The organism is Saliphagus sp. LR7, from assembly GCF_003344565.1.
Lineage (GTDB): Archaea > Halobacteriota > Halobacteria > Halobacteriales > Natrialbaceae > Saliphagus > Saliphagus infecundisoli.
Window position 1 is genome coordinate 291,864 of record NZ_QPND01000004.1, and the last position, 22,429, is coordinate 314,292.

Here is a 22,429-nt window from a genome sequence, read left to right on the forward strand (position 1 = left end):
GGGGCCCGCGCTAAAGAAGATACCCCTTCGGTCACGTTCCTCCCCCCGTAGCGCCCTCGCTCTCCGAACATTGTCACGTATTACCGTGGGAGAAACCCGCGTCTTCCGGCGGTTTCCGGCGTTACAACTCTATTACGAGTAAACATCTATCAAATTTCTGCGAAATAGTTATGGGCGTCGGCGGTGGACCGGGAGGTAATGATCCGTGTCGGAATCAACGGGTATGGAACGATCGGCAAGCGCGTCGCGGACGCCGTCCGCGCCCAGCCCGGCATGCGCGTGGCGGGCGTCGCGAAGCGAAGCCCCGACTACGCCGCCGTCGGCGCCGACGAGACCGGGTACGATCTGTACGCCGAGGACGCGGCGCCGTTTTCGGCGGTCGATATCACCCTCGCCGGCGGCGTCGAGGACCTCGTCCGCGAGAGCGACGTCGTCGTCGACGCGACCCCCTCGGGGGTCGGCGCCGAGAACCGTCCGCTCTACGAGCGCCACGATACCCCCGCGATCTTCCAGGGCGGCGAGGACGCGACCGTCGCCGAGGCCAGCTTCAACGCCCGAGCGAACTTCGCGGAGGCGAGCGAGGCCGACTACGTCCGGGTCGTCTCCTGTAACACGACCGGCCTCTCCCGACTGCTCGCGCCGATCGAGGAACTCGCGGGGATCGAGAAGGCTCGCGTGACGCTCGTCCGCCGCGGGGGCGACCCGACCCAGACCTCCCGTGGCCCGATCAACGACGTCGTCCCCGACCCCGTCTCCCTGCCCTCCCACCACGGTCCCGACGTCCGGACGATCTTCCCCGAACTCGCCATCGACACGATCGCCCTCCGGGTGCCGACGACGATGATGCACGTCCACGCGGTCAACGTCTCCCTCGCCGAGGACGCCGACGCGGGGGAGATCCGGGACCGGCTCGCCGGAGAGAACCGCCTGCTTCTGGTTCCGGGCTACGCCGGGATCGAGGGGACGGGCGGCCTGCGGGACCTCGCGGGCGACGCCGGCCGCCCCCGGAACGACGTCTGGGAGAACGCGATCTGGGAGGAGTCGATCGCGGTCCGGGACGGCGACCTCTACTGTCTGCAGGCGATCCACCAGGAGTCGAACGTCGTCCCCGAGAACGTCGACGCGATCCGCGCGATCGCCGGCGAGGCCGACGCCGCCGAGAGCATGGCCACCACTAACGAGGCCCTCGGGATCGGCCTCGAGCGCTTCGAGGGCCGCGAGCGCGCCGCCGACCGCCAGATCGCCGACTGAGGGAACAGGTTTTTGCTCCGGCCGTCCCAACCCCGGGTATGGTCAGAGACGACCGCGACGAGCCCTTCGACGACTTCTTCCGGGAGATCGAGCGGATGATGAACGAGATGACCGGCGGCGCCAACGTCGGCGCCGGCGGCCCCGGAGGCGCCGACGCCGGCTTCGGATCGGACACCCACGTCGACATCCACGACGTCGGCGACGAGGTTCGGGTCGTCGCCGACCTCCCCGGCGTCGAGAAGGGCGACATCGACCTCGAGTGCGACGGGCGGACGCTGACGGTCTCGGCCCACAGCGAACACCGCGAGTACGACGAGCGCGTTTCGCTTCCCCGCCGGGTCGACGAACACACCGCCGAGGCGACCTACAACAACGGCGTCCTCGAGGTCGTCTTCGACCCCGCCGCCTCCTCCTCGGACATCAGCGTCGAGTAGCCCGGTCGGCGGTCGCCTCGATGGCCCCCGCCAACCGGTCGTAAAACTCCGGCTCGTACTTCGTCGCCCGATCGATCGTCGGCCGGGCGTTGGTCTCGTTGACGACCGCCCGCTCGTCGGTGACCAGCAGGTCCACTCCCAAAAAGGGGATCTCCAACTCGGCGGCGACCGCCTCGGCGAGGTCGCGGAGTTCGGCGGGAAGGTCGATCCCGGTCGCCTCCGCCCCCCGGTGGACGTTGTGTTTCCACTGCCCTGCGGCCCGGGCGGGCTCTGGCAGCCGTCGCTCGACGGCGCCGACGTACTCGCCCTCCAGGACCATCACCCGGTAATCGACGGCGTCGGGGAGGTACTCCTGGACGAGAAACGACTTGTCGCCGGTCGCGTGGTAGTCGTGGACCATCGAGAGGTAGTCACAGATCCCCAGAAAGGAGTCGGCGTCGCCGGCGCGGGCGACCCCGATCCCGCGGGTCGTCGAGTTCGGTTTGACGACCACGGGCGGCTCGAACCGCTCGAACGCCTCGAGTAGTTTCCCGGGATCGACCTGGCTCGAGACGTACACCGAGTCGGGGACCGGGAGGCCGGCACGCTCGAGGCGGGCGAGCACCTCGCCTTTGTTGCGCGAGGTCATGACGGCCTCGCGGCCGTTGAGCCAGGGGACCGAGAGCAGCGCGGTCGCGACCCCGCCCTCCATCACCCGGCCCGGAAAGACGAAGCCGGCGTCGAACTCCTCGGGCGACCAGGGCGGGTCCGCGAGGGAAGTGGTCCGCTCGCGGACGGGGACGTGACGGACCGCGATCCCCCGCTCGGCGAGGGGGTCGGCCATCCGTTCGAACGTCTCCTCCCTGTTGGCGACCGCGAGCTCGAGCATGTCCGAGGATCGCAGCGACGGGCCAAAAGCCCCCCGACGACTCGATCCGGGTCAGTCCCCCTTTCCGGTCCCCGACGTCCGGTCGTCCCCGGAGCCCTGGTCGCCGATGATGACGGTGTTCTCGACCAGCATCCGATGGCCTCGCCGAATGCGTTCGGACAGCGCCTGGTGGGAGACGCCCATCTCCTCGGCGAGGTCGTCCATCGAGGCCTCTCGAGGGATCTCGTAGTAGCCCTTCTCGAAGGCCGAAAGCAGAGTGTCCTGTTGGCTGTCGGTCAGCCCGAACCGGCCCTGTCGGCCGTCGTCGACGTCGTAGATCGTGTGGATCTCCATCGCGAGCCCGCGCTCCTCGCAGTAGTCGTGGGTCCGCGAGAGCGCCTCCCGGCTCGGAAAGAGGATGCGGAGCGTCCAGTCGTCGCCGTTGCCCTGTGCCGACAGGATCGCGCCCTCCTCCTCGACCAGGATCCGCACGAGGGTGTCGATCCGCGCGACCCAGTCCATTCTGTACAGTCGTTCTTCCTCGAGGTCCGCGATCCGCTCGAAGTCCTCGACGGTATCGTCCTCGGCGAGGGCCGCCTCGACGTCGCCGACGCTCGGCCCGTCGATCCAGACGTAGGGCAGCACGCGACCGTCGCCGTGGGCGACGACGCGCTCGATCTCGTACTCGAGGTCGTCGAACCGAGCCGTCGTTTCCGAAAGCGCGAACTCCTCGGCAGGGAGTCCGACTTCGACCACCGTTCCTCCCATTAATGGGCGTGGTGTCCGGACGATGTACTAAGTGTTCCGACCGGCGGCGGGAGAAAGGCGACTGCCGGCGATAGCACTCGAGCGCCGATCGGCCGGGGTCGCCGGCCAGTTTAGGAGATGAGTTCCTGTTCGCCCTTCTCGACGACGACCCGACACGGCGGCGAGACCTTGTTGTACGCCCGCCGGAGGGCCTCCTTTGCGAACCCGGCGTCGTCGACGTCACACCAGATCGTGAAGATTCGCTCGCCCTCCTGGATCCGGGCGGCGGTGCCGACGATCTTGCCGAACGCCTGGCGCATCCCGTCGGAGACCCGGTCGGCGCCGGCACCGGTCGCCTGCTTGTTCTCCCTGATGACGTGGTGGGGGAACTTCCGGAGGATCATCTTGTAGTTGCCCTCGCCGGCGTTTTTCAGCATGTGGCGGTTGGCCGACAGCCGGGAGGCCTCGAGGCTGCCGTGGCGGATCTGGACTTCCTCCTCGGTGACGAGGCTGATCTGGACGGGGTAGTCCTCGGGGTCGGCCCCGACGTCGCCCATCTTGTGTTGTGCGATCTTCGAGCCCGGAATCCCGGTGATGTACTCCCGGCGCGTGTACGCCGGCTTGTCGATCTCCCGGTACATGGAGGCGGGTTTCTCGGCCATGGTTGTTGGGAAAACGGACGCCTACCGCGCGGATAAAGGCTTCGAACCCCCACCGGCGCCGCCGGAGCGCTCGGAGCGGTTCGGGGCAGGTCGCTTCAGCTCGAGACGACGTACCGGCTGCCGGACTTCTCGACTAACTTCTCGCCCGAAAGCGAGTTCAGGACGCTCAGGATGCTCATCTTCTGCATCGCGAGGGTCTCGTTCAGGTCGTCGACCGTCGCGCCCCCGGCGGCGTCGACGTAGAGGTAGACCAGCTTGGCCTCCGGCGACGTCAGGGTCTCGGGAAGGGGAGCGATCGTCTCGGCCTCGAGTTGCTGTTGGATCATACCTCCGAAAACGGCGACATCCAATATAAATCTATGCCGCAGTCAGTTAATACGATCTAATCGATAAGGATGTGATTATATGTATATTGTGGTGTTGTAACGTGGCGGCCGCTCCGGTCGCAACGACCCGGCTATCGCTCGGTCCGGTCGTCGATCGAGCCGCCGTAGACGACGCCTCGCTCGGCGTCGATCGTCACCACCGCGTCCCCGGGTACGTCCGAGAGATCCGCCCCGCTTATCATCGGGACGTTCATCTCGCGGGCGACGAGGGCGGCGTAGCCGGTCATCCCGCGGGTCGCGTCGACGATGCCCGCAACCGTCGAGAGGTCGCCGTCGAACTCGTCGTCGAACCCTTCTTTCAGGAAGACGATCGAGCCGGATTCGACCCCCGAGAGGTCGCCGTCGGCGAGGTGGACGACCGGGCCGGAGACGCGGCCCTCGACGACGACCCGGCCGGTCGCGACCGCGTCGGCGGCGACGTGGACCTTGAGCATGTTCGTCGTGTTCGCACCCTCCAGGTCGGTCATCATCCCACAGAGGACGACGACGGTGTCGCCGCTGTCGGCCACGCCCGCGTCGAGAGCCGACTGGACCGCCTTCTCGACGACCGCGCCGGCGCCCTGGTCGGAGACCGGCGCGTACAGCGGTTGGACACCCCACGAGAGCGCGAGCCGGCGCCGTACCTCGTGGCTCGGCGTCGAGGCGACGACCGGAACCCCGGGACGGTACTTCGCGGTCTTCAGGGCGGTGTACCCCGACTCGGTGGCGGCGACGACGGCATCGGCGTCGATGTCGCGGGCGAGAAAGCGCGCCGAGCGCGCCAGCGCGTCGGTCCGGGCCTCGCCCGAGGCCGGCACCCGCTGTTCTAACAGCTCTGCGTACTCGTTGGACCCTTCGACCTCGCGGACGATGCTGTCCATCGCCTCGACGACGGCAGCGGGGTGGTCGCCGACGGCCGTCTCCGCCGACAGCATCACGGCGTCGGTGCCGTCGAGGACGGCGTTGGCGACGTCGGAGGCCTCGGCCCTCGTGGGGCGGGGCGCGTGGACCATCGAGTCGAGCATCTCCGTCGCCGTGATCACCGGGACGCCGGCCTCGCGACACTGCCGGATGATCCGTTTCTGGATCATCGGGACGTCCTCCATCGGACACTCCACGCCGAGATCGCCCCGGGCGACCATGATCCCGTAGGAGGCGTCGATCAACCCCTCCAGATTGTCGACGGCGCCCGCCCGCTCGATCTTCGCGACGATCGGGATCTCGACGCCGAGTTCCTCCAGGACCTCCTCGACCGCGTAGACGTCTCCGGGGTCCCGGACGAAACTCGCCGCGACGAAGTCGACGCCCTTCTCGGCGGCCAACTCGAGATCCCGTCTGTCCGTCTCGGTGACGACGTCCAGGTCGAGATCGACCCCGGGGATGTTGACTCCCTTTCGCCCGCCCAGGCTCCCCCCGCTCTCGACGCGGGCGACGACCGACTCGTCCTTGACGGCCTCGACTCTGGTCTCGATCAGCCCGTCGTCGAGCAGGATCCGGTCGCCGACGCCGACGCCGTCGATCGACAGGGAGAGTCCGACCTCCTCCGGCGTCGCCTCCTCGCCCTCGACGAACCGTACCGTCGAGTCGGTCTCGAGGGCGACCGTCTCGCCCTCCCCGAGGGGTGCGGTCCGGACCTCCGGGCCCTGCATGTCGAGCATCACGGCGACGGGCGCGTCGATCGACTCGTCGACCTCCCGGACGGTCTCGATCAGTTCGGCGCGGTCCTCGGGGGTGCCGTGGCTCGCGTTCAGCCTCGCGACGGCCATCCCCGCCTCCGCGAGCTCTCGAACCCTCCGCCGGGAGTTCGAGGCCGGCCCGAGCGTACAGACGATCTTGGCGTTTCTCATGACGAGCGGTAGGCGGCTGGCCGGGAAAAAGGTGGCTGACGCCGGTTTTGGCTTTCGTTCGCATGCTCCGACGGTTTGCCAAACGTTTTGGGGCGGCGTTTTGTAGGTCGTCCATGGTACGATACGCCTCCCTCGTCGAAGCCGCCGATCGCGACGTCCAGAACGCCCAGGAGCTGGCGTCGATCTGGGGCGAGATCCGGACCGAGTTCGAGGACCACCACGCCGAACTCGTGGAGTCGTACGCGATCATGGGCGAACACGACTTCCTCGTGATTTTCGACGCACCCGACCGCGACGCGGCGTTCAAAGCGGCGCTGACGATGCGCCGCCACGGCCTCTCGGCCCAGACGATGGAGGTCGTCGACACCGACGACTTCGCCGACCTCGTCGGCGACATCTGAGGACGGTCTTTTCGATTCGACGGCTCTACCGAAGCTCCTCGAGGACGGGGATCTCACTGATCCGCTCCTCGTCCAGACGGTCCCAGTCGATCCCCACTGGCTTCTCGCCCGTATCCGGCCGGATCGCTCGCTCGGGTGTGACCGCGAGATCCATCGGGACGTCGTGGGCCGCGGGCTCGATCCCGGCCACCAGCTGGCGCTCGTGGACAGTCGTCGCGACCGGCGTCTCGCCGTCGACGAGCCCCAGTTCCCGAGCGAGGGCGAACTCGAGGTCGCTGTAGCCCTCGCCCTTGCCGATCCGGGCGCCGGTGCCGGGCTCGCTCCCGTCGCCCCCAGTGCCATCCGCATCCTCGCTTCCGCCCGCCTCGTCCGCGTCCCCACCTTGGGCATCGACCGCGACGCTCCCCGAGACGATCAGGTCGATCGGCGCCATCGCGTCGGGTCCGACCTGTTCCCCGTACTCGCCGATCCCCGAGACGGTCGTCGCCGGATCGTACTCCTCCGGTTCCAGAGAGCGGGGATCGAGTTCGATGAAACACTCGGCCTCGCGCAGGCGGGGAACGGCCATGTAGAGCGTTTTGCCCGCTCGCAGCGCGCGCCGGCGGACGGGAAGCTGTGGCGCGTCGGGGTTGGCCTTGATCCGCTCTGCACCCTCCCATTCGGGGGTGTCGGCCAGCCGGTCGGCGGCGTCGGCGGCGCCCGCGAAGTTGGGGATCCGGCCGTGGGGCGGGAACGGGAAGCGGGCGACGCCACGTTCCTCCAGGTCGTCCCAGACCCGCCGTCTGATCGCCTCCTTGTCGGCCCCCATGGCTCACTCCTCGTCCTCTTCGTCCATTGCTTGCTCGACGATCGCCGGCGCTTCCGGGACGATGATCGACTCGGCGGCGAGTCTGGTCGCCGCGACGTCGTCGGGCAGACAGAAGATCGCCACCCCGTCGGAGACGCCACCCAGCGACCGGGCCCGGAGGACGCCGGTGCCGACCTCCTCGTAGCCCAGTCGGGTGAACAGCTGGGAGAACGCGGGCAACTCCTTTTCGATGAACTGGGAGACGGCCTCCAATGTGACGTCCTCGGGGCCGACGCCCGTACTGCCGGTCGTGACGACGACGTCGACGTCCTCGCGGCCGACGAGCCGGGAGACGACCGACTGGACGTTGTCGAAGCCGGGCGCGATCAGCTCCCGGGTCGCGAGTTCGTGGCCCGCCTCCTCGAACGCCGCGACAATCGCGTCGCCGGGCTCGTCGGCCGACAGCGATCTGGCCGACGACACCGTCACCACTGCCGCTCCGAGGGTCCCTTCGCCGGGCTCGTCCGTAGCCATACCCCCGCGTTCGGAACCGGCCGGGTTAAACGCCCGTGGATCGCGGCGGTCGTCCCATGTCATCTCGAATCATACCGCCGGTGGCTTCTTCGGTCCGGAGCCGGAGACGCGGACATGAGCGGAAACGACGACCCTCCGCCCACCCTCGAGCCCCGGCGGTACTACGACGAGTACGGCCGCGAGGAGTGGGATCGTCTCGAGGCGACCCTCGGCGGGCGCCTCGAACTCGAGGGGACGACGACTACCCTGAGACGCTATCTCCCCGATTCGGGCCGAATCCTCGACGCCGGCGGCGGCGCCGGACGGTACGCCGTCTGGCTCGGCGAACGGGGGTACGACGTGACCCTGGTGGACCTGAGCGAACGCCAGTGTGCCATTGCCCGCGAGAAAGTCCGGGAGCGTGGTCTCGACGGGCGGGTTCGCGTCCGGCGGGGCGACCTCCGGGCGCTGCCCGTGAAAACGGATGCCTTCGACGCCGTCGTCTGTACCGGCGGCCCGCTCTCGCACGTCGTCGATGACGACGAGCGGGCGACCGCGCTGGGCGAACTCCGGCGGGCAGGCCGGTCCGGTGCGCCCGTCTTCGTCTCCGTGATGGGCCGGCTCGCGGTCCTCCAGAATCTCGTTCGGAACCCGAAGTACCACGGGGGGATGGCCGAGATCGCCCGCACCGGCTCCTACACCCGCGAGTTCGCCCTCGGGCAGACCGACGACCCCGGCTTCACCGAGTGTCACTTCTTCCGGGCCGCGGAGCTAGAGGCCGCCCTCGAGAGCGCGGGCTTCGACGTCGAGAAGCTGGTCGGGCTCGAGGGGGTCGCCGCCAACGTCGGCGAGCGTCTCGACGACGCCGAGATGGCCGAGGGCGACGAGGAGGGGGTCCGCGAGGCGGTTCGAGAACTCAGGACCGACCCGGCGGTCGTGGACTGGTCGAACCACATTCTCGCGGTCGCCCGGGTCTGACCGGCGGTTCCCGCGGTGGCGCCGAAAGCTCTATCTCGGGGCGGGCCGTCGCCTCCACCAGTTCGATGCGCGCCGCCCCGTAACCGGGCCCCACGCGGGCCCACGGTCGGTCTCCCCGGTCGCAAGCCGTGGCTTCGACGACCGACTCCTCGCCACCTTTAGCAGCGTGCCGTTTGGTCCACCCGCGTTCTCCGCCGGTTCTGGAGAGAGTTCGACGACCAGCCATCCCGATGAGAGATTCCCACCCATATGTCACGCCCGAACGGCAGTCCGGCCACCGGATCGCCGATCACGACCCGCGCGACGCACAGCCCCCGACCGCGCCGTAGCCCGCCCCCTTTCGACTTCCTCGAGGCGAGCGATCGGACGACCCCGAGAGAACCGCCACGCGACGACCCGACCATAGCGCTCGAGGAGGGACCGTGACCGACGCGTCGGCGGAGGGCCGATTCACCGAAGGACCGATCGCGTGGCCCCTGCTCGCGCTCGCCGGTCCGCTGACGGCGACACAGTTGCTCCAAGTCGCCTACAACCTCACGGACACGTTCTGGGTCGGCCAGGTCGGCGCCGACGCGGTGACCGCTCTCTCCTTTTCGTGGCCGCTCATCTTCCTGCTCGTCAGCCTCGGCGCGGGGATGACCAACGCCGGAACGATCCTCGTCGCCCAGCACGCCGGCGCGGGCAACGACCACGACCTTGGACGCGTCGCCGGCGGGACCCTCGGGTTCGTCGGACTCCTCTCGATCGCCGTCTCGATCCTCGGAGCGGTCCTCGCGCCGATGGCACTGAGCGCGATCGGCACGACTCCCGGGACGGAGGTCCACGAACTCGCCGTCACCTACACCCGGATCATCGTCCTCGGGATGCCCTTCACCTTTGGCTTTCACGTCTTCATGGCGCTCCTTCGGGGCTGGGGCGACACGAAGACCCCGATGTACCTGATGGTTCTCGGCGTCGGAGTCAACCTCCTCCTCGACCCGTTCTTGATCCTCGGATTCACGGACAACCCCATCTTCGGCTGGACCGGTCTCCGGGGTCTCGAGGAGTCGCTGTTCGCCGCCACGGACTTCGCGGGGTTCGGCGTCGCGGGCGCCGCGGGCGCGACGGTGCTCTCGCGGGCCGTCGCCGCCGCCGTCGGTCTCTGGCTGCTGTTCGGCGACCGCGTCGGACTGAGCCTTGAGCCGGGCGACCTCGTGGCCGACCGCGAGCTGGTAACCCGACTCGTCCGGATCGGCGGGCCGGGGGCGATCGACCAGAGCACGCAGTCGGTCGCGGCCATCGTCATGACGGCGCTCGTCGCCACGGTCGGCGCGGAGGCCGTCGCCGCCTACGGCATCGGGACCCGCTTCGTCTCACTCGTCTGGCTCCCGATGGCGGCGATGGGGATGGCCGTCGAGACGGTCGTCGGACACAACCTCGGGGGTGGGCGGCCCGATCGCGCCCGCCGGACGGTGTACGTCGCTATCGCGATCCTCGGCTCCGTCTTCCTCGTCGCGGGCGCGCTCACGGTGTGGTTCGCGCGGCCGCTCGTCTCCCTGTTCGTCACCGGACCGGGTGCCGAACCGATCGTCTCCCACGGCGCGACCTTCCTCCGGATCGTCGCCCCGACCTGGGCCGTCATGGCCGTCTACCACATGATGAACGGCGCGTTCTACGGTGCGGGATCGACCCGGCTGGCGATGACGGTCGGCGTCACGACGCTGTGGGGCGCCCGCGCCGCTATCGCGCTCCTGTTGGTGGTCGTCCTCGCTCTCGGCGCCCCCGGCGCGTGGTACGCCATCGCGCTCTCGAACGTCACCGCGGCCGTCGCGGGGACGTACGTCTTCGTCCGGGGCTACTGGCTCGGCGACGTGCTGGGGCCGGATTCGGGCCGGAATTCGGCCCACGACGCGGAGACGTGATCGGCTCCCGACCACGGCGCCGCGGCGCCAATCGTTTTCACCCCTCGGAGGCACGACACGACCATGCAGGCAGTCCAGTTCGCGGGCCACGGCGACACCGACGTCATCGAGTACGGCGACTACCCCGACCCCGAAGTCGGCTCCGACGAGGTGCTCGTAGAGATCAGGGCGGGTGCGTTGAACCATCTCGATCTCTGGGTCCGCCGCGGGATGCCGGGGATCGACCTCGAGATGCCCCACGTTCCCGGGAGCGACGCCGCGGGGGTCGTCCGGGAGGTCGGCGCGGACGTCTCGCGATTCTCGGCGGGCGACCGTGCCGCACTCTCGGCGGGCGTCTCCTGTGGGGACTGCGAGTTCTGTCGGAACGGCCAGTACACCCTCTGTACCGGCTTTCACATCATCGGCGAGCACGTCCGCGGGGTCCACAGCGAGTACGCCGCCGTTCCCGAGGCAAACCTGATCCCCGTCCCCGAGGGCGTCGACTGGGCGATCGCGGGATCGGCGCCGCTGGTCTTCCAGACGGCCTGGCGGATGCTGATAGACCGTGCGGAAATCGAACCGGGCGAATCGATCCTCGTGCTCGGTGCCAGCGGTGGCGTCGGCCACGCCGCGGTCCAGATCGCCGCGTACGCGGGCGCGGAGGTGTACGCCACCGGCAGCACCGAGGCGAAACTCGAGGCCGCCCGCGAACTCGGTGCCGACCACGTCTGTAACTACGAGGAGGAGAGCTTCGCCGACTGGGTCCGCGAGGAGACCGGGAAACGGGGCGTCGACGTCGTCGTCGATCACGTCGGCGGCGACACCTGGCGCGAGTCGATCCGCGCGCTCGCGAAGGGCGGGCGGCTGGTCACCTGCGGCGCGACGACGGGACCCAACCCCGAGACGGACGTCCGGCGGATCTTCTGGAACGGACTCTCCGTACTGGGGTCGACGATGGCCACGCCCGGCCAGGTCGACGACGTGATGGAACTCGTCTGGGACGGACAGTTAGAGCCCGCGATCCGCGAGACCCTTCCGATGAGCGAGGCCGCCCGGGGCCACGAGCTGCTCGAAGGGCGGGAGGGGTTCGGAAAGGTCGTCCTCGTCCCCGATTCCGTCGAGGAACCGTGAGGGCTTTGAGGGGAGCCGGCGAAGCCCGGACGTGAGCCGGAGCGACGACGGCTACGTCCACGACCCCGCGAACGCAGACGGCGAGCGCCGCGAGGACGGCCCCGAACGCGAGGGCGAGTCCCTCGAGGGAGTCCATCCGACGGCCGCCGAGCGGGAGTTCGGCCGGCGGGGCTGGGTGCTCGTGGGAGTCATCGTCGTCGCCTTCATCGTCTCGCCGCTCGCAATCGTGCTGTGGCCGCCGGAGACGAACTACGTCGTCGCGTTCCTCATCCTGCCGCTGGCGCCGGCGCTCGCGCTCGCGGTGGCTGCGGTGTGGGCGACGACGCGGCCCTAACCGAGGGCCTCGAGGCGGGCGGCGACCGCCGATGCGAGTTCGACGTCCCGCGAGGGCGTCCCGTCGGCTCCTGCATACGTTCGGAGAGCGTCCTGGAGGGTACGGAGCTGGCGGCCGGTGAGCGTTTTCTCGCCGTCCTCGATCCGGGAGACGAGGTCGAGCAGCCGCTCGGGGGGCCGTTCGCCGTCGTCGATCCGGTCGTCGATGCGGTCGGTGAGGACGTGGTGGACGACCCAGCGCTCCTCGCGGTCGAGGGCGATCGTGTACGTCTCGCGTTCCTGCGGTGGGCTGGTCATATCGATCGGGCGGCCGGTCGGCGCCGGCCGTCGATCCGAGCTACGGAACCCCCGACCATAAGGGTTGTCACTGTGTGTCACACGCCGAGAACGCCTACAGGTCCCGGCGCATGGCGATCTCGAACCACGGACAGAGGCGGAGCTGACGGTAGTCCTCGGGGGAGTTCCGGAGGCGGTCATAGGGCACCCACAGCAGGCCGGCGACCTCCTCGCGATCGGGCTCGAGGTCGACCTCCGAGAGGGTGAGCTGGAGCACCGCACAGACCTCGTGTTCGACGCCGGCGTTCTCGAAGTATCGTTTGTACTCGAAACGATCGGTGACCCGGAGGTCGTGGTACTGGTCGTCGGTGATCCCGAGTTCCTCCGCCAGCCGTTCGCGGGTGGCCTCCTCTTGGCTCTGGCCCTCGGCGGGGTGGGAGGCGACGGTGCCGTCCCAGTAGCTCCCCCAGAGGCGTTTGCCGGGAGCCCGGCGGGCCAGCAGAACGTTGTCGTCGTGATCGAAGACCAGGGCCGTAAACGCCCGGTGGCGGATCCCGTCGCCGGTGTGGGCCTCGAGGCGGTTGACCGTCTCGATGGCGGTGTCATCGGCCTCGACGGCGACGACGTCCTGGGCGGCGTTCTCGTGGACGGCGTCGTCGGCGGTCTGGCGCGTGCTCATGACGCTACGATCGGGAAGGGGCCACAAACCAGTATCGACTCGCGGCCTACCGCGCGTCGCCGGCGCCGATCCCGAGCCCTCCGTCGTCGGCGTCGGGGTCCGGCCGGTAGCCGCCGCCGACGGCCACCGAGAGCGCCCCGGCGTGGGTCCGGAGTTCGAGGGCCTCGGCCGCCAGCATCTCGCCGTCGAGGCTGTACTCGACTGCCTCGCCTTCCCGGTGTTCGATCGACAGCGAGGGCGCCCGTCGGCGGACGATCGCGTCGTTGCCGTCCTCGCCGAACAGCCCCCCGAAGGCGGCCTCGCCGGCGAGGTCGGCCGCCGACGCTCGCTCGATGATCGCGACCTCGAACTCGCCGTCCTCGACGTTCGCCTGGGCGCGCCGGGCGGTCGTAAACCGCCGGCAGTTGCCCACGAGGACGAACATCGCCTCGCCCTCCCAGCGGACCGGCTGGCCCTCGCCCCCGCCGAGTTCGACCCGGAGCGGGAGGGCGTCGAACTCGCTCACCTGCTCGATTCCCTTCAGGAGATAGGCGAGGATGCCGAAGCGGTCTTTCTCCTCGGAGCTCGTCGCCCCGCTGGCCTCGGCGGTGATCCCACAGACACAGGAGTTGACGAACGCGCGCTCGTTCGTCACCCCCAGGTCGAGGTCGCGGCGCTCGCCGTCGTCGATGACCTCGAAGGCGTCCTCGACGCCCTCGATCCCGACGTTCGAGGCGAAGTTGTTGCCCGTCCCGCTGGGGACGACCCCGAGGGTCGTGTCCTCCAGGGCGTCGGCCTCGGCCATCCCGTTGACGACCTCGTTGATCGTGCCGTCGCCGCCGGCCGCCGCGACGAGATCGACGTCGGGGGCGGCCTCGCGGGCGAGTTCCCGCGCGTGGCCCTCCCCCTCGGTCCGACGGACGGCCAAGCCGTACTCGCCGGCGAGTTCGACCACGCGATCGACGTGGTTGCCGCTCCCGCTCGTCGGGTTGCAGATCAGCATGCGCCCGTTCTCGTCCCTGGCCATGGCGGCGATACGTTTAGGAAGAGCAAAAGTACCGGGTGTGCTTACACAAGGTGTGTTCGCCGTCGACCTCCACGCCCACACGCGCGCATTTCACGGCCATCGTACGCTCGGCGACCTGTTCGACCCGCTCGGGGTCCGGCTTCTCGCCTGGGAGACCGCGCGACGCGGCCTCGACGGGGTCGCGACGACCAACCACGACTACTACACCCCGTTCTCGCCGTCGGGAGCGACCATCATCCCCGGCGTCGAGGTCTCGACTACCCGCGGCCACGTCCTCGTCGTCGGACCCGATCCGCCACGCGAGACTGCCCCGGGCGAGCTCACCCCCGCCGAAACCGTCGGGCTCGCCCACGACCGGGGTTGTGCGGCGATCGTCGCCCACCCCTTCCGGAACAGCACCGTCACCGAGCTCGACGACCTCGCGGTCGACGCCGTCGAGATCAACGGCAAACACCCCCAGACCCGGCCGCTGGTCGCCGAGATCGCCGAGAAACGGGGCCTGCCCCTCGTCGGCGGCAGCGACGCCCACTACCCCATCGAGGCCGGCCGGGCGTACACCCTGATCGACGCGCCCGAACTCACCCCCGAGTCCGTCGTCGCCGCGATCCGGGACGGCCGCGTCGAGGCACGGGTTCGAAACGGGATCACCGACCGGCTCCTCCGGCGGCTCTACCGGGAGATCCACCGCCGGAAACACCCCGACAGCGTCCTCGGCTCCTCGAGTCCCGGCATCGGCGAGCCCCCCGAGGAGTAGTCAGCCCAGCTGTTCGTCGAGGATCAGCCGCGTCTTCGTGCTCACGACCTCCTCCTGTTCTCTGGCCTGGCTGATGAGGTCGTTGACGCTTTTCGTGTCGGCGGCGTCGACGACGAGCACGATGTCCTCGTCGCCGGAAACCATCCAGACGAAATCGACCTCCTCCCACTCGGCCATCCGCTCGGAGACGCTCGCCGTGTCGACGTCGACCGCGACGCCGATCTCGAGCATCGCCTTGACGTTGCCCGTCCGGGTCGTCACGGTAAAGCGTTCGATGATCCCCTCCTCGACCATCCGCTCGACGCGGTTGCGGACCGTCCCCTCGCTGGTCCCCACGTCGTCTGCGATCTCAGTGTAGGGCTTTCGGGCGTCCCGCCGGAGGCTGTGGAGGATCCGCCGGTCGAGCTCGTCCATTGAGATCGGACCCTACACGCGAGACACACTTGACGATTACGAATTTCGTAACGAACCTTCGAAGACAACGCTTATAGGATTCGACCGGTACGTATCTCGTAATGACAGCGGCCTACGTCGCCCTGGAAGGCGGCCACGTCGTCGAGGGACGCGGGCGTGCGCCGGGGACAGCGAACGGCGAAATCGTCTTTACGACCGCCTACACCGGCTACGAGGAGAGCCTCACCGACCCCTCCTACGAGGAGCAGGTGCTCACCTTCTCGTACCCGCTGATCGGCAACTACGGCGTCCGGGAGGAACGCTTCGAGTCCGACCGGATCCACCCCCGCGCGGTCGTCGCCCGCGAACTGACCGACAGCGTCACCGACTGGCTCGAAAGCGAGGGCGTCCCCGCGATGGACCACCTCGACACCCGAGAGATCGTTACGGACATCCGGGAAGGCGGCGCGATGAAGTGTGGGATCGCCGTCGGCGAGTCGGTTACCGAGGAGGACGCTCTGGCGGAACTCGACGACTGCGTGGCGATGAGCGACCACACGGGGATCGGCGCCCAGGTCAGCGTCGGCGAGGCCGAGACCTACGGCCCCGACGACCCCGAGGCCCCCTCGGTCGCGCTGATCGACTGCGGGGTCAAGGGCTCGATAATCTCCTCGCTGGTCGAACGCGGCGCCAGCGTCTCCGTGCTCCCCTACGATGCAACCACGGAGGACGTTCTCGAAACCGATCCGGACCTCCTGTTCATCTCGAACGGTCCCGGCGACCCCGCGAACTACGAGGCCGCCGTGGCGCTCGTCTTCGAGCTCACGGGCGAGGTCCCGATCGCCGGCATCTGTCTCGGCCAGCAGATCGTCGCCCGCGCGTTGGGGGGAACCACCGAGAAGATGGCGTTCGGCCACCGCGGGGTCAACCAGCCGGTCCTCGACCTCGATTCCAAGCGCGTCGTGATGACGACCCAGAACCACGGCTACACCGTCGGCGATCCCGGCGACCGCCTCGCGGTCGCCCAGGTCAACGTCAACGACGACACCCCCGAGGGACTGGTCGGCACGGACGCCGACGTCATCACCCGCCAGTACCACCCGGAGGCCAACCCCGGGCCCCACGACTCGCTTACCTTCTTCGACGACGTCCTCGCGATGACCGACGCACAGTCGGGGCGGACCGTCCCCGCCGACGACTGAGCGGCCCCCCTCTCGGCTCCCGATCCGACTCGGAACGTTGAACGGTCGGGCGAACGGACTTCCGGAGGATGGAGCGTCCGCTTGGCCTCGCGAGTTTCGACCGCCAGCGCCGGTCGGTCCACGCGCTGACCGTCGCCGTCGCGGTCGTCGTCTTCTGGTTCGGCTACTTCGGGAGCGTCGCCGCCGTCTACGGCACCGTCTCGGTGCTCGCGCCCGAAGCGAGCATCGCCGAGCAGCGCGTCGGCGGGATCGTCGGCTCGGTGTTCGTCTGGACGTACTTCGCGCTCGCGTTCGTCCGCGGCTACGGCGGCCCCGTTCTGGACGCCGTCGTCTACCCGTTCGCGATCGTCGCGCTCGCGCCGTTTTCCGGCCGCTGGCTCCTGTTCGGCCCCGATATATCGGGACTGTTCTCCCGGTTCGTCGGCTGGGTCGTCGTCGAGCCGCTTCTCACGACCCTGCTCGCGGTCGTCCCCGGAATCGGGACGTTCGTCGCCGTGCTCTCGATCTGGGGGGCCGCGATCGGCGACGCCGACCGCCGTGACTGGGAACGCCGGCACCTCCCCGCGGAGTTCTACGACGAGTTCGTCGCCCGGGACCGCGACGGCGAGGAGTAGTTGGACCCGATCGAACTCTCACTCGAAGCGGTAGCCGACGGTCACCGACACGGAGACCGAGACGGGTCCCGTCTCGAGGTCGGTCGGTGCCCGGGCGGCGTCGGTCGCGGCCTCCGGAATGGGACCCTCGACCGGCCGGCCGCCACCGCCGCCGGCAGTCGAGACCCATGCGGTTTCGACGATGTCGGCGCCGCGGTCGGCCGCGATCGCTTCGGCCTCCCGGTCGGCCGAGGCCAGCGCGTCCGCGAGGGCCTCCTCGCGGAGTTCCTCCCGAGTGTCGGGGGCGAGCGCGAACCCGACCCGGCCGACGTCGTCGGCACCGGCCTCGACGGCCCGGTCGATCACCTCCCCGACCCGATCCACGTCCTCGATCTCGACGGCGTAGGAGTGGTACCCCTCGAATCCGGTTCCTTGCCGGCGCTCGCCGATCCGGTAGCCCGCGGTTCGGACGTTCCTCTCGGGCACGAGGTCCGAGAGGGCCGCCCGGAGCTGCTCGCCGTCGGTCGCCAGCTCCGTTCGAACCGCCTCGGCGGTCTCGCCCGCGGCCTCGACGCCCAAGCGCGCGCGAGCCCGGTCGGGATCGGCCGACGCCTCGCCGCCGGCGCTCACCTCGACGAGCCGCCCGTTTCCGGTGGGGTCGGGGTCGCCGGCTCCCTCCCCGCTGCCCGGTCGGAACGCGGTGCCCGTACAGCCCGCCGTCGCGGTCGCGACGAGGGTCGCCGTTCCCGCGAGGAATCGCCGTCGGTTCGCCGGGTTGGCTCCCTGCATGGCTCACCCATCCGGGCGCGAGAACATAGCACCGGCCCAAGGTGAAACGCGGGTTTGAGCCAGTCGGAACGGGCCGACAGTTAAGGGCTCTCCACCCCTCGACTCCGCCAATGCCGGGCGATCGCCCCGCAGTTCTCGTGCCGGTCGCCAACCCCGAGACTGCAGAGCGGCTGCTCGACACCGCGATCGATCTCGCCCGGGACCGGGATCTCTCGATCCTCGTTCTGACCGTCGTCGAGGTCCCGATGCAGTTGCCCCTCGAGCGGGCCCGCGAGGCGATGGACGTCGAGAGCGAGGAGGCGGTCGTCACCGACGCCCGCGATCTCGCCGCGGAGGCGGGCGTCCCCGCGACCGGCCGGCTCCGCTTCGGCCGGGACGTCGCCGGAGGCGTCGTCTCGGTCGCCGAGCGCGAGGAGGTGGAGGCGATCCTGGTCGGGTGGCGGGGCCGCCCCCGGCGCCGCGAGGTCGTCCTCGGGAGCTACATCGACGAGATCCTCTCGGAAGCGCCCTGTGACGTCCTCGTCAAGCGGATCGACCGCGCCAGCGACGCGGTCGACTCGATTCTCGTCCCCGTCGCCGGCGGTCCCCACACCGAGTACGCGGCCGAGGTCGCGGGCTCGATCGCGCGCGAACACGGCGCCCGGGTCGAACTCGTCACCGTCGTCGGCGACGAGGACGAAGAACGGATGGCCGAAGCCCGGGAACTGTTGACCCAGACCTCGGCCGCGCTGGGTGCTGTCGAGTCCGTCGAGGAGACCGTCCTCGTCGGCGACGTCGTCTCCGAGATCGTCGAGCGAGGCCGCGAGCGCGGCCACGACGTCACCGTACTGGGCGCCACTCGAGGCGGCTTCCTCCGGCGGGTGCTCGTCGGCGACGTCCCCGAGGCGATCGCCCGCGAGAGCGAGGGCGCGGTAATCATGGCCCGGCGGGGCAGGCGCGTGGTAGCGCTGTGGAAACGGCTCCGCAACCGGTTGCCAGTATAGGGACCCGAGTCGGTGTCGGCGGCTAGTCGTGTCTAAACGCCCGCTGGCCCGTAAACGCCATCGCCATCCCGTGGTCGTCGGCGGCCTCGATCACGTCGTCGTCGTTGACCGAGCCGCCGGGCTGGACGACCGCCGCGATGCCCGCCTCGGCGGCCGCCTCGATGCCGTCGGGGAACGGGAAGAAGGCGTCCGAGGCCATCACCGCGCCATCGGCGTCTTTCCCCTCGGCCTGCTCGTCGGCTTTCATCGCCGCAAGCCGGACGGCATCGACCCGGGAGACCTGGCCCATCCCGACGCCGACGGTCTCGGTGCCGTCGGCGAACAGAATGCCGTTGGACTTGACGTGTTTGAGGGTCTGCCAGGCGAAGACCATCGTCTCCAACTCTTCGTCGCTGGGCTCGCGTTCGGTGACGACCTCCAGATCCTCGACTGCGACCGACTGCAGGTCCCGTTCCTGGACGAGTCGCCCGCCGACGAGCGGTTTCTCGGTAAACCGTTCGGTCCGGTCGTTCAGCTCGCCCACGTCGAGCACCCGCAGGTTCTCCTTCTCGAAGAGGGTCTCGAGGGCGTCGTCGGTGTAGCCCGGCGCGACGACGACCTCCTTGAACGAGTCGATCACTCGTTCTGCGGTCGCGGCGTCGCACTCGCGGTTGAGCGCGACGATGCCGCCGAAGGCGCTCATCGGGTCCGTCGCGAGGGCCTTCTCGTAGGCCTCCGCGAGCGTATCGGCGGTCGCACAGCCCGCGGGGTTGGTGTGCTTGATGACGGCGGCGGCGGGTTCCTCGAACTCCTTGATGAGGTTCAGGGCGCCGTCGGCGTCGTTGTAGTTGTTGTAGCTGAGTGCCTTCGCGCCCTCGTTCAACTGGTCGGCGCCGACGACGCTCGCCTCCTCCGTGGTGTAGTCCTCGTACACCGCCGCGTCCTGGTGGGGGTTCTCGCCGTAGCGGAGGGTGTCGGCGCGGTCGTCGGAGACGAGTCGGCGTGCCGGAAGCCCGTCGTGATCGGCTCCCTCCGTGCTCGCCACGTCCACCTCGACCGTCACCTCACCCGTCTCGAGATCCACTTCGACAGCGTCCTCGGCGAACCACTTCACGGCCCGCGGATAGGCCCGGAACTCGCCCTCGTAGAGGACCCGTTCTTTCAGACTCTCTTCGTCGTCGCCGTCGTACACCGGGACCGGTTCCTGGGTGACGATCGGGCCGGCGTCGACCTCGCTCTCGATCACCTCGCCCGCGTCGTCGGTCGCGTCGGTGACGACGTGGACCGTACACCCCGTGACCGAGACGCCCGCCGAAAGCGCGTCGCCCCAGGCGTCGGTGCCGGGGAAGGCGGGCAGCAGCGAGGGATGGACGTTCAGCGTCGTCGGCGCCTCCGAAAGGAAGGTATCGGAGAGGATGCGCATGTAGCCGTCGAGACAGACCAGGTCGAACTCGTGGTCGGCGAGGGCGTCGAGAACGCGCTCCTCGTGTTCGCGGCGCTGTTCTCCCTCCCGCAGGGGAACGGTTTCGGTCGGGATTCCCCGTTCGGCCGCGTCCTCGAGCACGGGCGCGTCCTCGTCGGTCGCGAGGACGACCGCGAGTTCCGCCCCGCCCGGCGCGCGGTCGGCGATGTTCAGCAGGTTACGCCCACGGTTGCCGGCCATCCCGGCGAGTCGCGTCATGTGCCGGTCTCCTCGCGGCAGGCGGAAAGCGGTTGCGGTCGCCGGCGACCGGATATCCACGAATGTGTATATTATTCGCGACGAGAGCGGGAACGAGTGGGGAAGTATGCACGCCCGTGGCGGCGGCTTCCGACACGCTTTTTCCGGACCGTGGTGGACTCCCCCACATGGCCGACGCCCTCTACGCCGTCTCGCCGATCGACGGCCGCTACGGCAACCGGACCGCGGCGCTTTCACCGTACGCCAGCGAGGCGGCGCTGATGCGTGCGCGCCTGCGCGTCGAGGTCGAGTACCTGATCGCGCTGGCCGAACTCGACGCCACGGCGCTGGAACTCGATCTGGACGAACGAAACCACCTCCGAAAGCAGTACAACAGCTTCGCCGAGGAGGACGCCGAGCTGATCAAGAAGATCGAGGTCGAGGGCCACGGCCCCTACGAGGCGACCAACCACGACGTCAAGGCCGTGGAGTACTTCCTTCGCTACCACCTCCCCGAGGGAAGCGACGCCTCGCCGTGGATCCACTTCGGGCTCACGAGCGAGGACGTCAACAACCTCGCCCACCGGCTGCTGCTCGCCGACGCGGTCGAGGACGTGCTCCTTCCCGAACTGTTCGACCGCCGGACCACCCTCGCGGGAATGGCCCGCGAGCACCGCGACCTCCCGATGCTCGCCCGGACCCACGGCCAGCCCGCGACGCCGACCACCTTCGGCAAGGAGATGGCGGTCTACGCCGCCCGGCTGGGCCGGGCGACCGGCCGCCTCGAGGCGGCGGGAGGAGACCTCCGGGGAAAGCTCGGCGGCGCAAGCGGCACCTACGGTGCCCACGTCGCCGCCTACCCCGAGGTCGACTGGCCCGCGTTCGCCCGGGAGTTCGTGACCGACCTGGGACTCGAGTTCGAACCGCTCACGACCCAGGTCAACCCCTGTGACGACCTCGCGGTCCTGTTCGACGCGCTCCGCGGGGTCAACGACGTCCTCATCGACCTCGATCGGGACGTCTGGCTCTACGTCTCGGATCGCTACCTCGGACAGGCCACCACGGAGGGCGAGACGGGCTCCTCGACGATGCCCCACAAGGTGAACCCGATCGACTTCGAGAACAGCGAGGGGAACCTCTCGAAGGCCAATTCGGATCTGACTTTCCTCGCCGACTACGTCACGACCTCCCGGCTCCAGCGCGACCTCTCGGACTCGACGGTCAAGCGAAATATCGGTGGCGCGCTGGCCCACTGCCTGATCGGCTACGAGAAGACGGGGGCGGGACTCGAGAAGGTGGTGCCCAACGAGGCCGTCATGCGCGAGGAGCTCCGGGGCCATCCCGAAGTGATCGGCGAGGCGATCCAGACGATCTTCCGGCGGGAGGGGTACGACGACGCCTACGAGCGCGTCAAGGCACTCACCCGCGGGGAGACGGTGACCATCGAGGACCTCCGGGCGATCGCCGACGATCCCGACCTCGATTCCGACGTGGGGAGGGAGATCCGTGCGCTCTCGCCGGAGACCTACGTCGGGGTCGCGAGCGATCTGATCGGGGACATGGGGTGACTACGCCCGACGGTTGCCCGCTCTCGTCCGCGAGAGCAGTTCCTCGACGAGCGGGTCGCCGTCGTAGCGGGCGGTTTCGGATCGCGGGTCGTACTCGACGAGGCGTGCGTCCCGGAGCCGCGGAAGGTCCCCGTGGCGCAGCGCGATGGTCGCGTCCGGGTCGTCCACGCCGCGAGCGACGAGACGGTCCGCGAGTTCCCCGACCGACGCCACCCGCACGTCGGCCAGATGCCGGAGCACGATCCGCCGCCTGTGGGCAGAGAGCACGTCGAACAGGCGGTCGTAGTCGTCCGGTCCTCGCCCGCTTGTTTCACCCCCTTTCGAAGCGAACGTATTGTCAGACATATCCGCACAACCGTACACCGGAGAGG

General features: G+C 69.3%; 26 protein-coding genes. 12 read left to right on the plus strand and 14 right to left on the minus strand.

Annotated features, from left to right (window positions below; genetic code table 11):
* Window positions 1-198: 198 nt before the first annotated feature.
* Window positions 199-1,251 (plus strand): type II glyceraldehyde-3-phosphate dehydrogenase, encoded by a 1,053-nt coding sequence (locus DVH23_RS08590; RefSeq protein WP_114577017.1) that lies wholly within the window; start codon window positions 199-201, stop codon window positions 1,249-1,251.
* Between the two features lie 38 nt (window positions 1,252-1,289).
* Window positions 1,290-1,685, plus strand: a complete 396-nt coding sequence (locus tag DVH23_RS08595) for an Hsp20/alpha crystallin family protein (protein ID WP_114577018.1) — start codon at window positions 1,290-1,292, stop codon at window positions 1,683-1,685.
* On the opposite strand, the gene DVH23_RS08600 is transcribed toward DVH23_RS08595, so the two are convergent.
* The 5 genes from DVH23_RS08600 to pyk form a co-directional block, all read right to left on the minus strand.
* Entirely contained in the window at window positions 1,672-2,553 is an 882-nt protein-coding gene (locus DVH23_RS08600) for a RimK family alpha-L-glutamate ligase (protein WP_114577019.1), read from the minus strand. The genes DVH23_RS08595 and DVH23_RS08600 overlap by 14 nt on opposite strands.
* Before the next feature lie 51 nt (window positions 2,554-2,604).
* Window positions 2,605-3,288, minus strand: coding sequence for a bacterio-opsin activator domain-containing protein (locus DVH23_RS08605; RefSeq protein WP_232833717.1), 684 nt, complete (start codon window positions 3,286-3,288; stop codon window positions 2,605-2,607).
* A 122-nt stretch (window positions 3,289-3,410) separates the two neighbouring features.
* On the minus strand, window positions 3,411-3,941 hold the full coding sequence (locus DVH23_RS08610; RefSeq protein ID WP_114577021.1) for a 50S ribosomal protein L16: 531 nt from the start codon (window positions 3,939-3,941) through the stop codon (window positions 3,411-3,413).
* A 95-nt stretch (window positions 3,942-4,036) separates the two neighbouring features.
* Window positions 4,037-4,267, minus strand: coding sequence for a MarR family transcriptional regulator (locus DVH23_RS08615; RefSeq protein WP_114577022.1), 231 nt, complete (start codon window positions 4,265-4,267; stop codon window positions 4,037-4,039).
* 131 nt (window positions 4,268-4,398) lie between these two features.
* Entirely contained in the window at window positions 4,399-6,153 is a 1,755-nt protein-coding gene (gene pyk, locus DVH23_RS08620; protein ID WP_114577023.1) for a pyruvate kinase, read from the minus strand.
* 113 nt (window positions 6,154-6,266) lie between these two features.
* Here pyk and DVH23_RS08625 point away from each other — a divergent pair, with 113 nt between their 5' ends.
* The gene (locus DVH23_RS08625; RefSeq protein ID WP_114577024.1) at window positions 6,267-6,554 is read left to right on the plus strand and encodes a GYD domain-containing protein; all 288 of its coding nucleotides are present in this window, start codon (window positions 6,267-6,269) and stop codon (window positions 6,552-6,554) included.
* Between the two features lie 25 nt (window positions 6,555-6,579).
* On the opposite strand, the gene DVH23_RS08630 is transcribed toward DVH23_RS08625, so the two are convergent.
* Together DVH23_RS08630 and DVH23_RS08635 are read right to left on the minus strand one after the other, a co-directional pair.
* The gene (locus DVH23_RS08630) at window positions 6,580-7,362 is read right to left on the minus strand and encodes a 5-formyltetrahydrofolate cyclo-ligase (protein WP_114577025.1); all 783 of its coding nucleotides are present in this window, start codon (window positions 7,360-7,362) and stop codon (window positions 6,580-6,582) included.
* A gap of 3 nt (window positions 7,363-7,365) precedes the next feature.
* Window positions 7,366-7,875, minus strand: a complete 510-nt coding sequence (locus DVH23_RS08635; RefSeq protein WP_198667882.1) for a molybdenum cofactor biosynthesis protein B — start codon at window positions 7,873-7,875, stop codon at window positions 7,366-7,368.
* Window positions 7,876-7,989: 114 nt separating this feature from the next.
* Here DVH23_RS08635 and DVH23_RS08640 point away from each other — a divergent pair, with 114 nt between their 5' ends.
* The 4 genes from DVH23_RS08640 to DVH23_RS08655 all read left to right on the plus strand — a co-directional run bounded on the left by DVH23_RS08640 (window position 7,990) and on the right by DVH23_RS08655 (window position 12,177).
* Window positions 7,990-8,832, plus strand: a complete 843-nt coding sequence (locus tag DVH23_RS08640; protein WP_114577027.1) for a bifunctional 2-polyprenyl-6-hydroxyphenol methylase/3-demethylubiquinol 3-O-methyltransferase UbiG — start codon at window positions 7,990-7,992, stop codon at window positions 8,830-8,832.
* A gap of 422 nt (window positions 8,833-9,254) precedes the next feature.
* Entirely contained in the window at window positions 9,255-10,733 is a 1,479-nt protein-coding gene (locus DVH23_RS08645) for an MATE family efflux transporter (protein ID WP_114577028.1), read from the plus strand.
* 63 nt (window positions 10,734-10,796) lie between these two features.
* The gene (locus DVH23_RS08650) at window positions 10,797-11,843 is read left to right on the plus strand and encodes a zinc-binding dehydrogenase (RefSeq protein ID WP_114577029.1); all 1,047 of its coding nucleotides are present in this window, start codon (window positions 10,797-10,799) and stop codon (window positions 11,841-11,843) included.
* A 31-nt stretch (window positions 11,844-11,874) separates the two neighbouring features.
* Window positions 11,875-12,177, plus strand: a complete 303-nt coding sequence (locus DVH23_RS08655; RefSeq protein WP_114577030.1) for a hypothetical protein — start codon at window positions 11,875-11,877, stop codon at window positions 12,175-12,177.
* Here the strand turns inward: DVH23_RS08655 and DVH23_RS08660 are convergent.
* From DVH23_RS08660 to DVH23_RS08670, 3 genes are all read right to left on the minus strand, one after another.
* The gene (locus tag DVH23_RS08660) at window positions 12,174-12,473 is read right to left on the minus strand and encodes a hypothetical protein (protein WP_114577031.1); all 300 of its coding nucleotides are present in this window, start codon (window positions 12,471-12,473) and stop codon (window positions 12,174-12,176) included. The genes DVH23_RS08655 and DVH23_RS08660 overlap by 4 nt on opposite strands.
* Before the next feature lie 94 nt (window positions 12,474-12,567).
* A complete protein-coding gene (locus DVH23_RS08665; protein WP_114577032.1) occupies window positions 12,568-13,131 on the minus strand; it encodes an isopentenyl-diphosphate delta-isomerase in 564 nt (187 codons plus the stop codon).
* Window positions 13,132-13,177: 46 nt separating this feature from the next.
* Window positions 13,178-14,137: a diacylglycerol kinase family protein gene (locus DVH23_RS08670; protein ID WP_114577033.1), complete on the minus strand. Its 960-nt coding sequence runs from the start codon at window positions 14,135-14,137 to the stop codon at window positions 13,178-13,180.
* Window positions 14,138-14,189: 52 nt separating this feature from the next.
* Here DVH23_RS08670 and DVH23_RS08675 point away from each other — a divergent pair, with 52 nt between their 5' ends.
* Window positions 14,190-14,891, plus strand: a complete 702-nt coding sequence (locus DVH23_RS08675) for a PHP domain-containing protein (protein WP_198667883.1) — start codon at window positions 14,190-14,192, stop codon at window positions 14,889-14,891.
* Here DVH23_RS08675 and DVH23_RS08680 read toward each other — a convergent pair whose 3' ends face one another.
* A complete protein-coding gene (locus DVH23_RS08680; protein WP_114577035.1) occupies window positions 14,892-15,305 on the minus strand; it encodes an Lrp/AsnC family transcriptional regulator in 414 nt (137 codons plus the stop codon). It abuts the gene before it with no gap.
* 101 nt (window positions 15,306-15,406) lie between these two features.
* Between DVH23_RS08680 and carA the strand changes: the two genes are divergently transcribed.
* Both carA and DVH23_RS08690 read left to right on the plus strand, forming a co-directional pair.
* A complete protein-coding gene (carA, locus tag DVH23_RS08685) occupies window positions 15,407-16,486 on the plus strand; it encodes a glutamine-hydrolyzing carbamoyl-phosphate synthase small subunit (RefSeq protein ID WP_114577036.1) in 1,080 nt (359 codons plus the stop codon).
* 68 nt (window positions 16,487-16,554) lie between these two features.
* Entirely contained in the window at window positions 16,555-17,100 is a 546-nt protein-coding gene (locus DVH23_RS08690) for a hypothetical protein (RefSeq protein WP_114577037.1), read from the plus strand.
* A gap of 18 nt (window positions 17,101-17,118) precedes the next feature.
* On the opposite strand, the gene DVH23_RS08695 is transcribed toward DVH23_RS08690, so the two are convergent.
* Window positions 17,119-17,868 (minus strand): SIMPL domain-containing protein, encoded by a 750-nt coding sequence (locus DVH23_RS08695; protein WP_114577038.1) that lies wholly within the window; start codon window positions 17,866-17,868, stop codon window positions 17,119-17,121.
* Between the two features lie 110 nt (window positions 17,869-17,978).
* On the opposite strand from DVH23_RS08695, the gene DVH23_RS08700 reads away from it, so the two are divergent.
* Entirely contained in the window at window positions 17,979-18,851 is an 873-nt protein-coding gene (locus tag DVH23_RS08700) for a universal stress protein (RefSeq protein WP_114577039.1), read from the plus strand.
* 22 nt (window positions 18,852-18,873) lie between these two features.
* Here DVH23_RS08700 and purH read toward each other — a convergent pair whose 3' ends face one another.
* Entirely contained in the window at window positions 18,874-20,511 is a 1,638-nt protein-coding gene (gene purH, locus DVH23_RS08705; RefSeq protein ID WP_114577040.1) for a bifunctional phosphoribosylaminoimidazolecarboxamide formyltransferase/IMP cyclohydrolase, read from the minus strand.
* Window positions 20,512-20,678: 167 nt separating this feature from the next.
* Here purH and purB point away from each other — a divergent pair, with 167 nt between their 5' ends.
* Window positions 20,679-22,058, plus strand: coding sequence for an adenylosuccinate lyase (purB, locus tag DVH23_RS08710; protein WP_114577041.1), 1,380 nt, complete (start codon window positions 20,679-20,681; stop codon window positions 22,056-22,058).
* Here purB and DVH23_RS08715 read toward each other — a convergent pair whose 3' ends face one another.
* On the minus strand, window positions 22,059-22,403 hold the full coding sequence (locus tag DVH23_RS08715; protein WP_114577042.1) for a hypothetical protein: 345 nt from the start codon (window positions 22,401-22,403) through the stop codon (window positions 22,059-22,061).
* Window positions 22,404-22,429: the final 26 nt, after the last annotated feature.

Excerpts from the sequence above, each read along its gene's own strand:
- DVH23_RS08615 (WP_114577022.1), bottom strand. The coding sequence starts at position 4,267 with ATGATCCAACAGCAACTCGAGGCCGAGACGATCGCTCCCCTTCCCGAG.
- pyk (WP_114577023.1), bottom strand. The coding sequence starts at position 6,153 with ATGAGAAACGCCAAGATCGTCTGTACGCTCGGGCCGGCCTCGAACTCC.
- DVH23_RS08660 (WP_114577031.1), bottom strand. The coding sequence starts at position 12,473 with ATGACCAGCCCACCGCAGGAACGCGAGACGTACACGATCGCCCTCGAC.
- DVH23_RS08635 (WP_198667882.1), bottom strand. The coding sequence starts at position 7,875 with ATGGCTACGGACGAGCCCGGCGAAGGGACCCTCGGAGCGGCAGTGGTG.
- DVH23_RS08650 (WP_114577029.1), top strand. The coding sequence starts at position 10,797 with ATGCAGGCAGTCCAGTTCGCGGGCCACGGCGACACCGACGTCATCGAG.
- DVH23_RS08625 (WP_114577024.1), top strand. The coding sequence starts at position 6,267 with ATGGTACGATACGCCTCCCTCGTCGAAGCCGCCGATCGCGACGTCCAG.
- purH (WP_114577040.1), bottom strand. The coding sequence starts at position 20,511 with ATGACGCGACTCGCCGGGATGGCCGGCAACCGTGGGCGTAACCTGCTG.
- DVH23_RS08595 (WP_114577018.1), top strand. The coding sequence starts at position 1,290 with ATGGTCAGAGACGACCGCGACGAGCCCTTCGACGACTTCTTCCGGGAG.
- DVH23_RS08690 (WP_114577037.1), top strand. The coding sequence starts at position 16,555 with ATGGAGCGTCCGCTTGGCCTCGCGAGTTTCGACCGCCAGCGCCGGTCG.
- DVH23_RS08590 (WP_114577017.1), top strand. The coding sequence starts at position 199 with ATGATCCGTGTCGGAATCAACGGGTATGGAACGATCGGCAAGCGCGTC.
- DVH23_RS08670 (WP_114577033.1), bottom strand. The coding sequence starts at position 14,137 with ATGGCCAGGGACGAGAACGGGCGCATGCTGATCTGCAACCCGACGAGC.
- DVH23_RS08695 (WP_114577038.1), bottom strand. The coding sequence starts at position 17,868 with ATGCAGGGAGCCAACCCGGCGAACCGACGGCGATTCCTCGCGGGAACG.
- DVH23_RS08610 (WP_114577021.1), bottom strand. The coding sequence starts at position 3,941 with ATGGCCGAGAAACCCGCCTCCATGTACCGGGAGATCGACAAGCCGGCG.
- DVH23_RS08600 (WP_114577019.1), bottom strand. The coding sequence starts at position 2,553 with ATGCTCGAGCTCGCGGTCGCCAACAGGGAGGAGACGTTCGAACGGATG.
- DVH23_RS08665 (WP_114577032.1), bottom strand. The coding sequence starts at position 13,131 with ATGAGCACGCGCCAGACCGCCGACGACGCCGTCCACGAGAACGCCGCC.
- DVH23_RS08715 (WP_114577042.1), bottom strand. The coding sequence starts at position 22,403 with ATGTCTGACAATACGTTCGCTTCGAAAGGGGGTGAAACAAGCGGGCGA.
- carA (WP_114577036.1), top strand. The coding sequence starts at position 15,407 with ATGACAGCGGCCTACGTCGCCCTGGAAGGCGGCCACGTCGTCGAGGGA.
- DVH23_RS08680 (WP_114577035.1), bottom strand. The coding sequence starts at position 15,305 with ATGGACGAGCTCGACCGGCGGATCCTCCACAGCCTCCGGCGGGACGCC.
- DVH23_RS08630 (WP_114577025.1), bottom strand. The coding sequence starts at position 7,362 with ATGGGGGCCGACAAGGAGGCGATCAGACGGCGGGTCTGGGACGACCTG.
- DVH23_RS08640 (WP_114577027.1), top strand. The coding sequence starts at position 7,990 with ATGAGCGGAAACGACGACCCTCCGCCCACCCTCGAGCCCCGGCGGTAC.
- purB (WP_114577041.1), top strand. The coding sequence starts at position 20,679 with ATGGCCGACGCCCTCTACGCCGTCTCGCCGATCGACGGCCGCTACGGC.
- DVH23_RS08700 (WP_114577039.1), top strand. The coding sequence starts at position 17,979 with ATGCCGGGCGATCGCCCCGCAGTTCTCGTGCCGGTCGCCAACCCCGAG.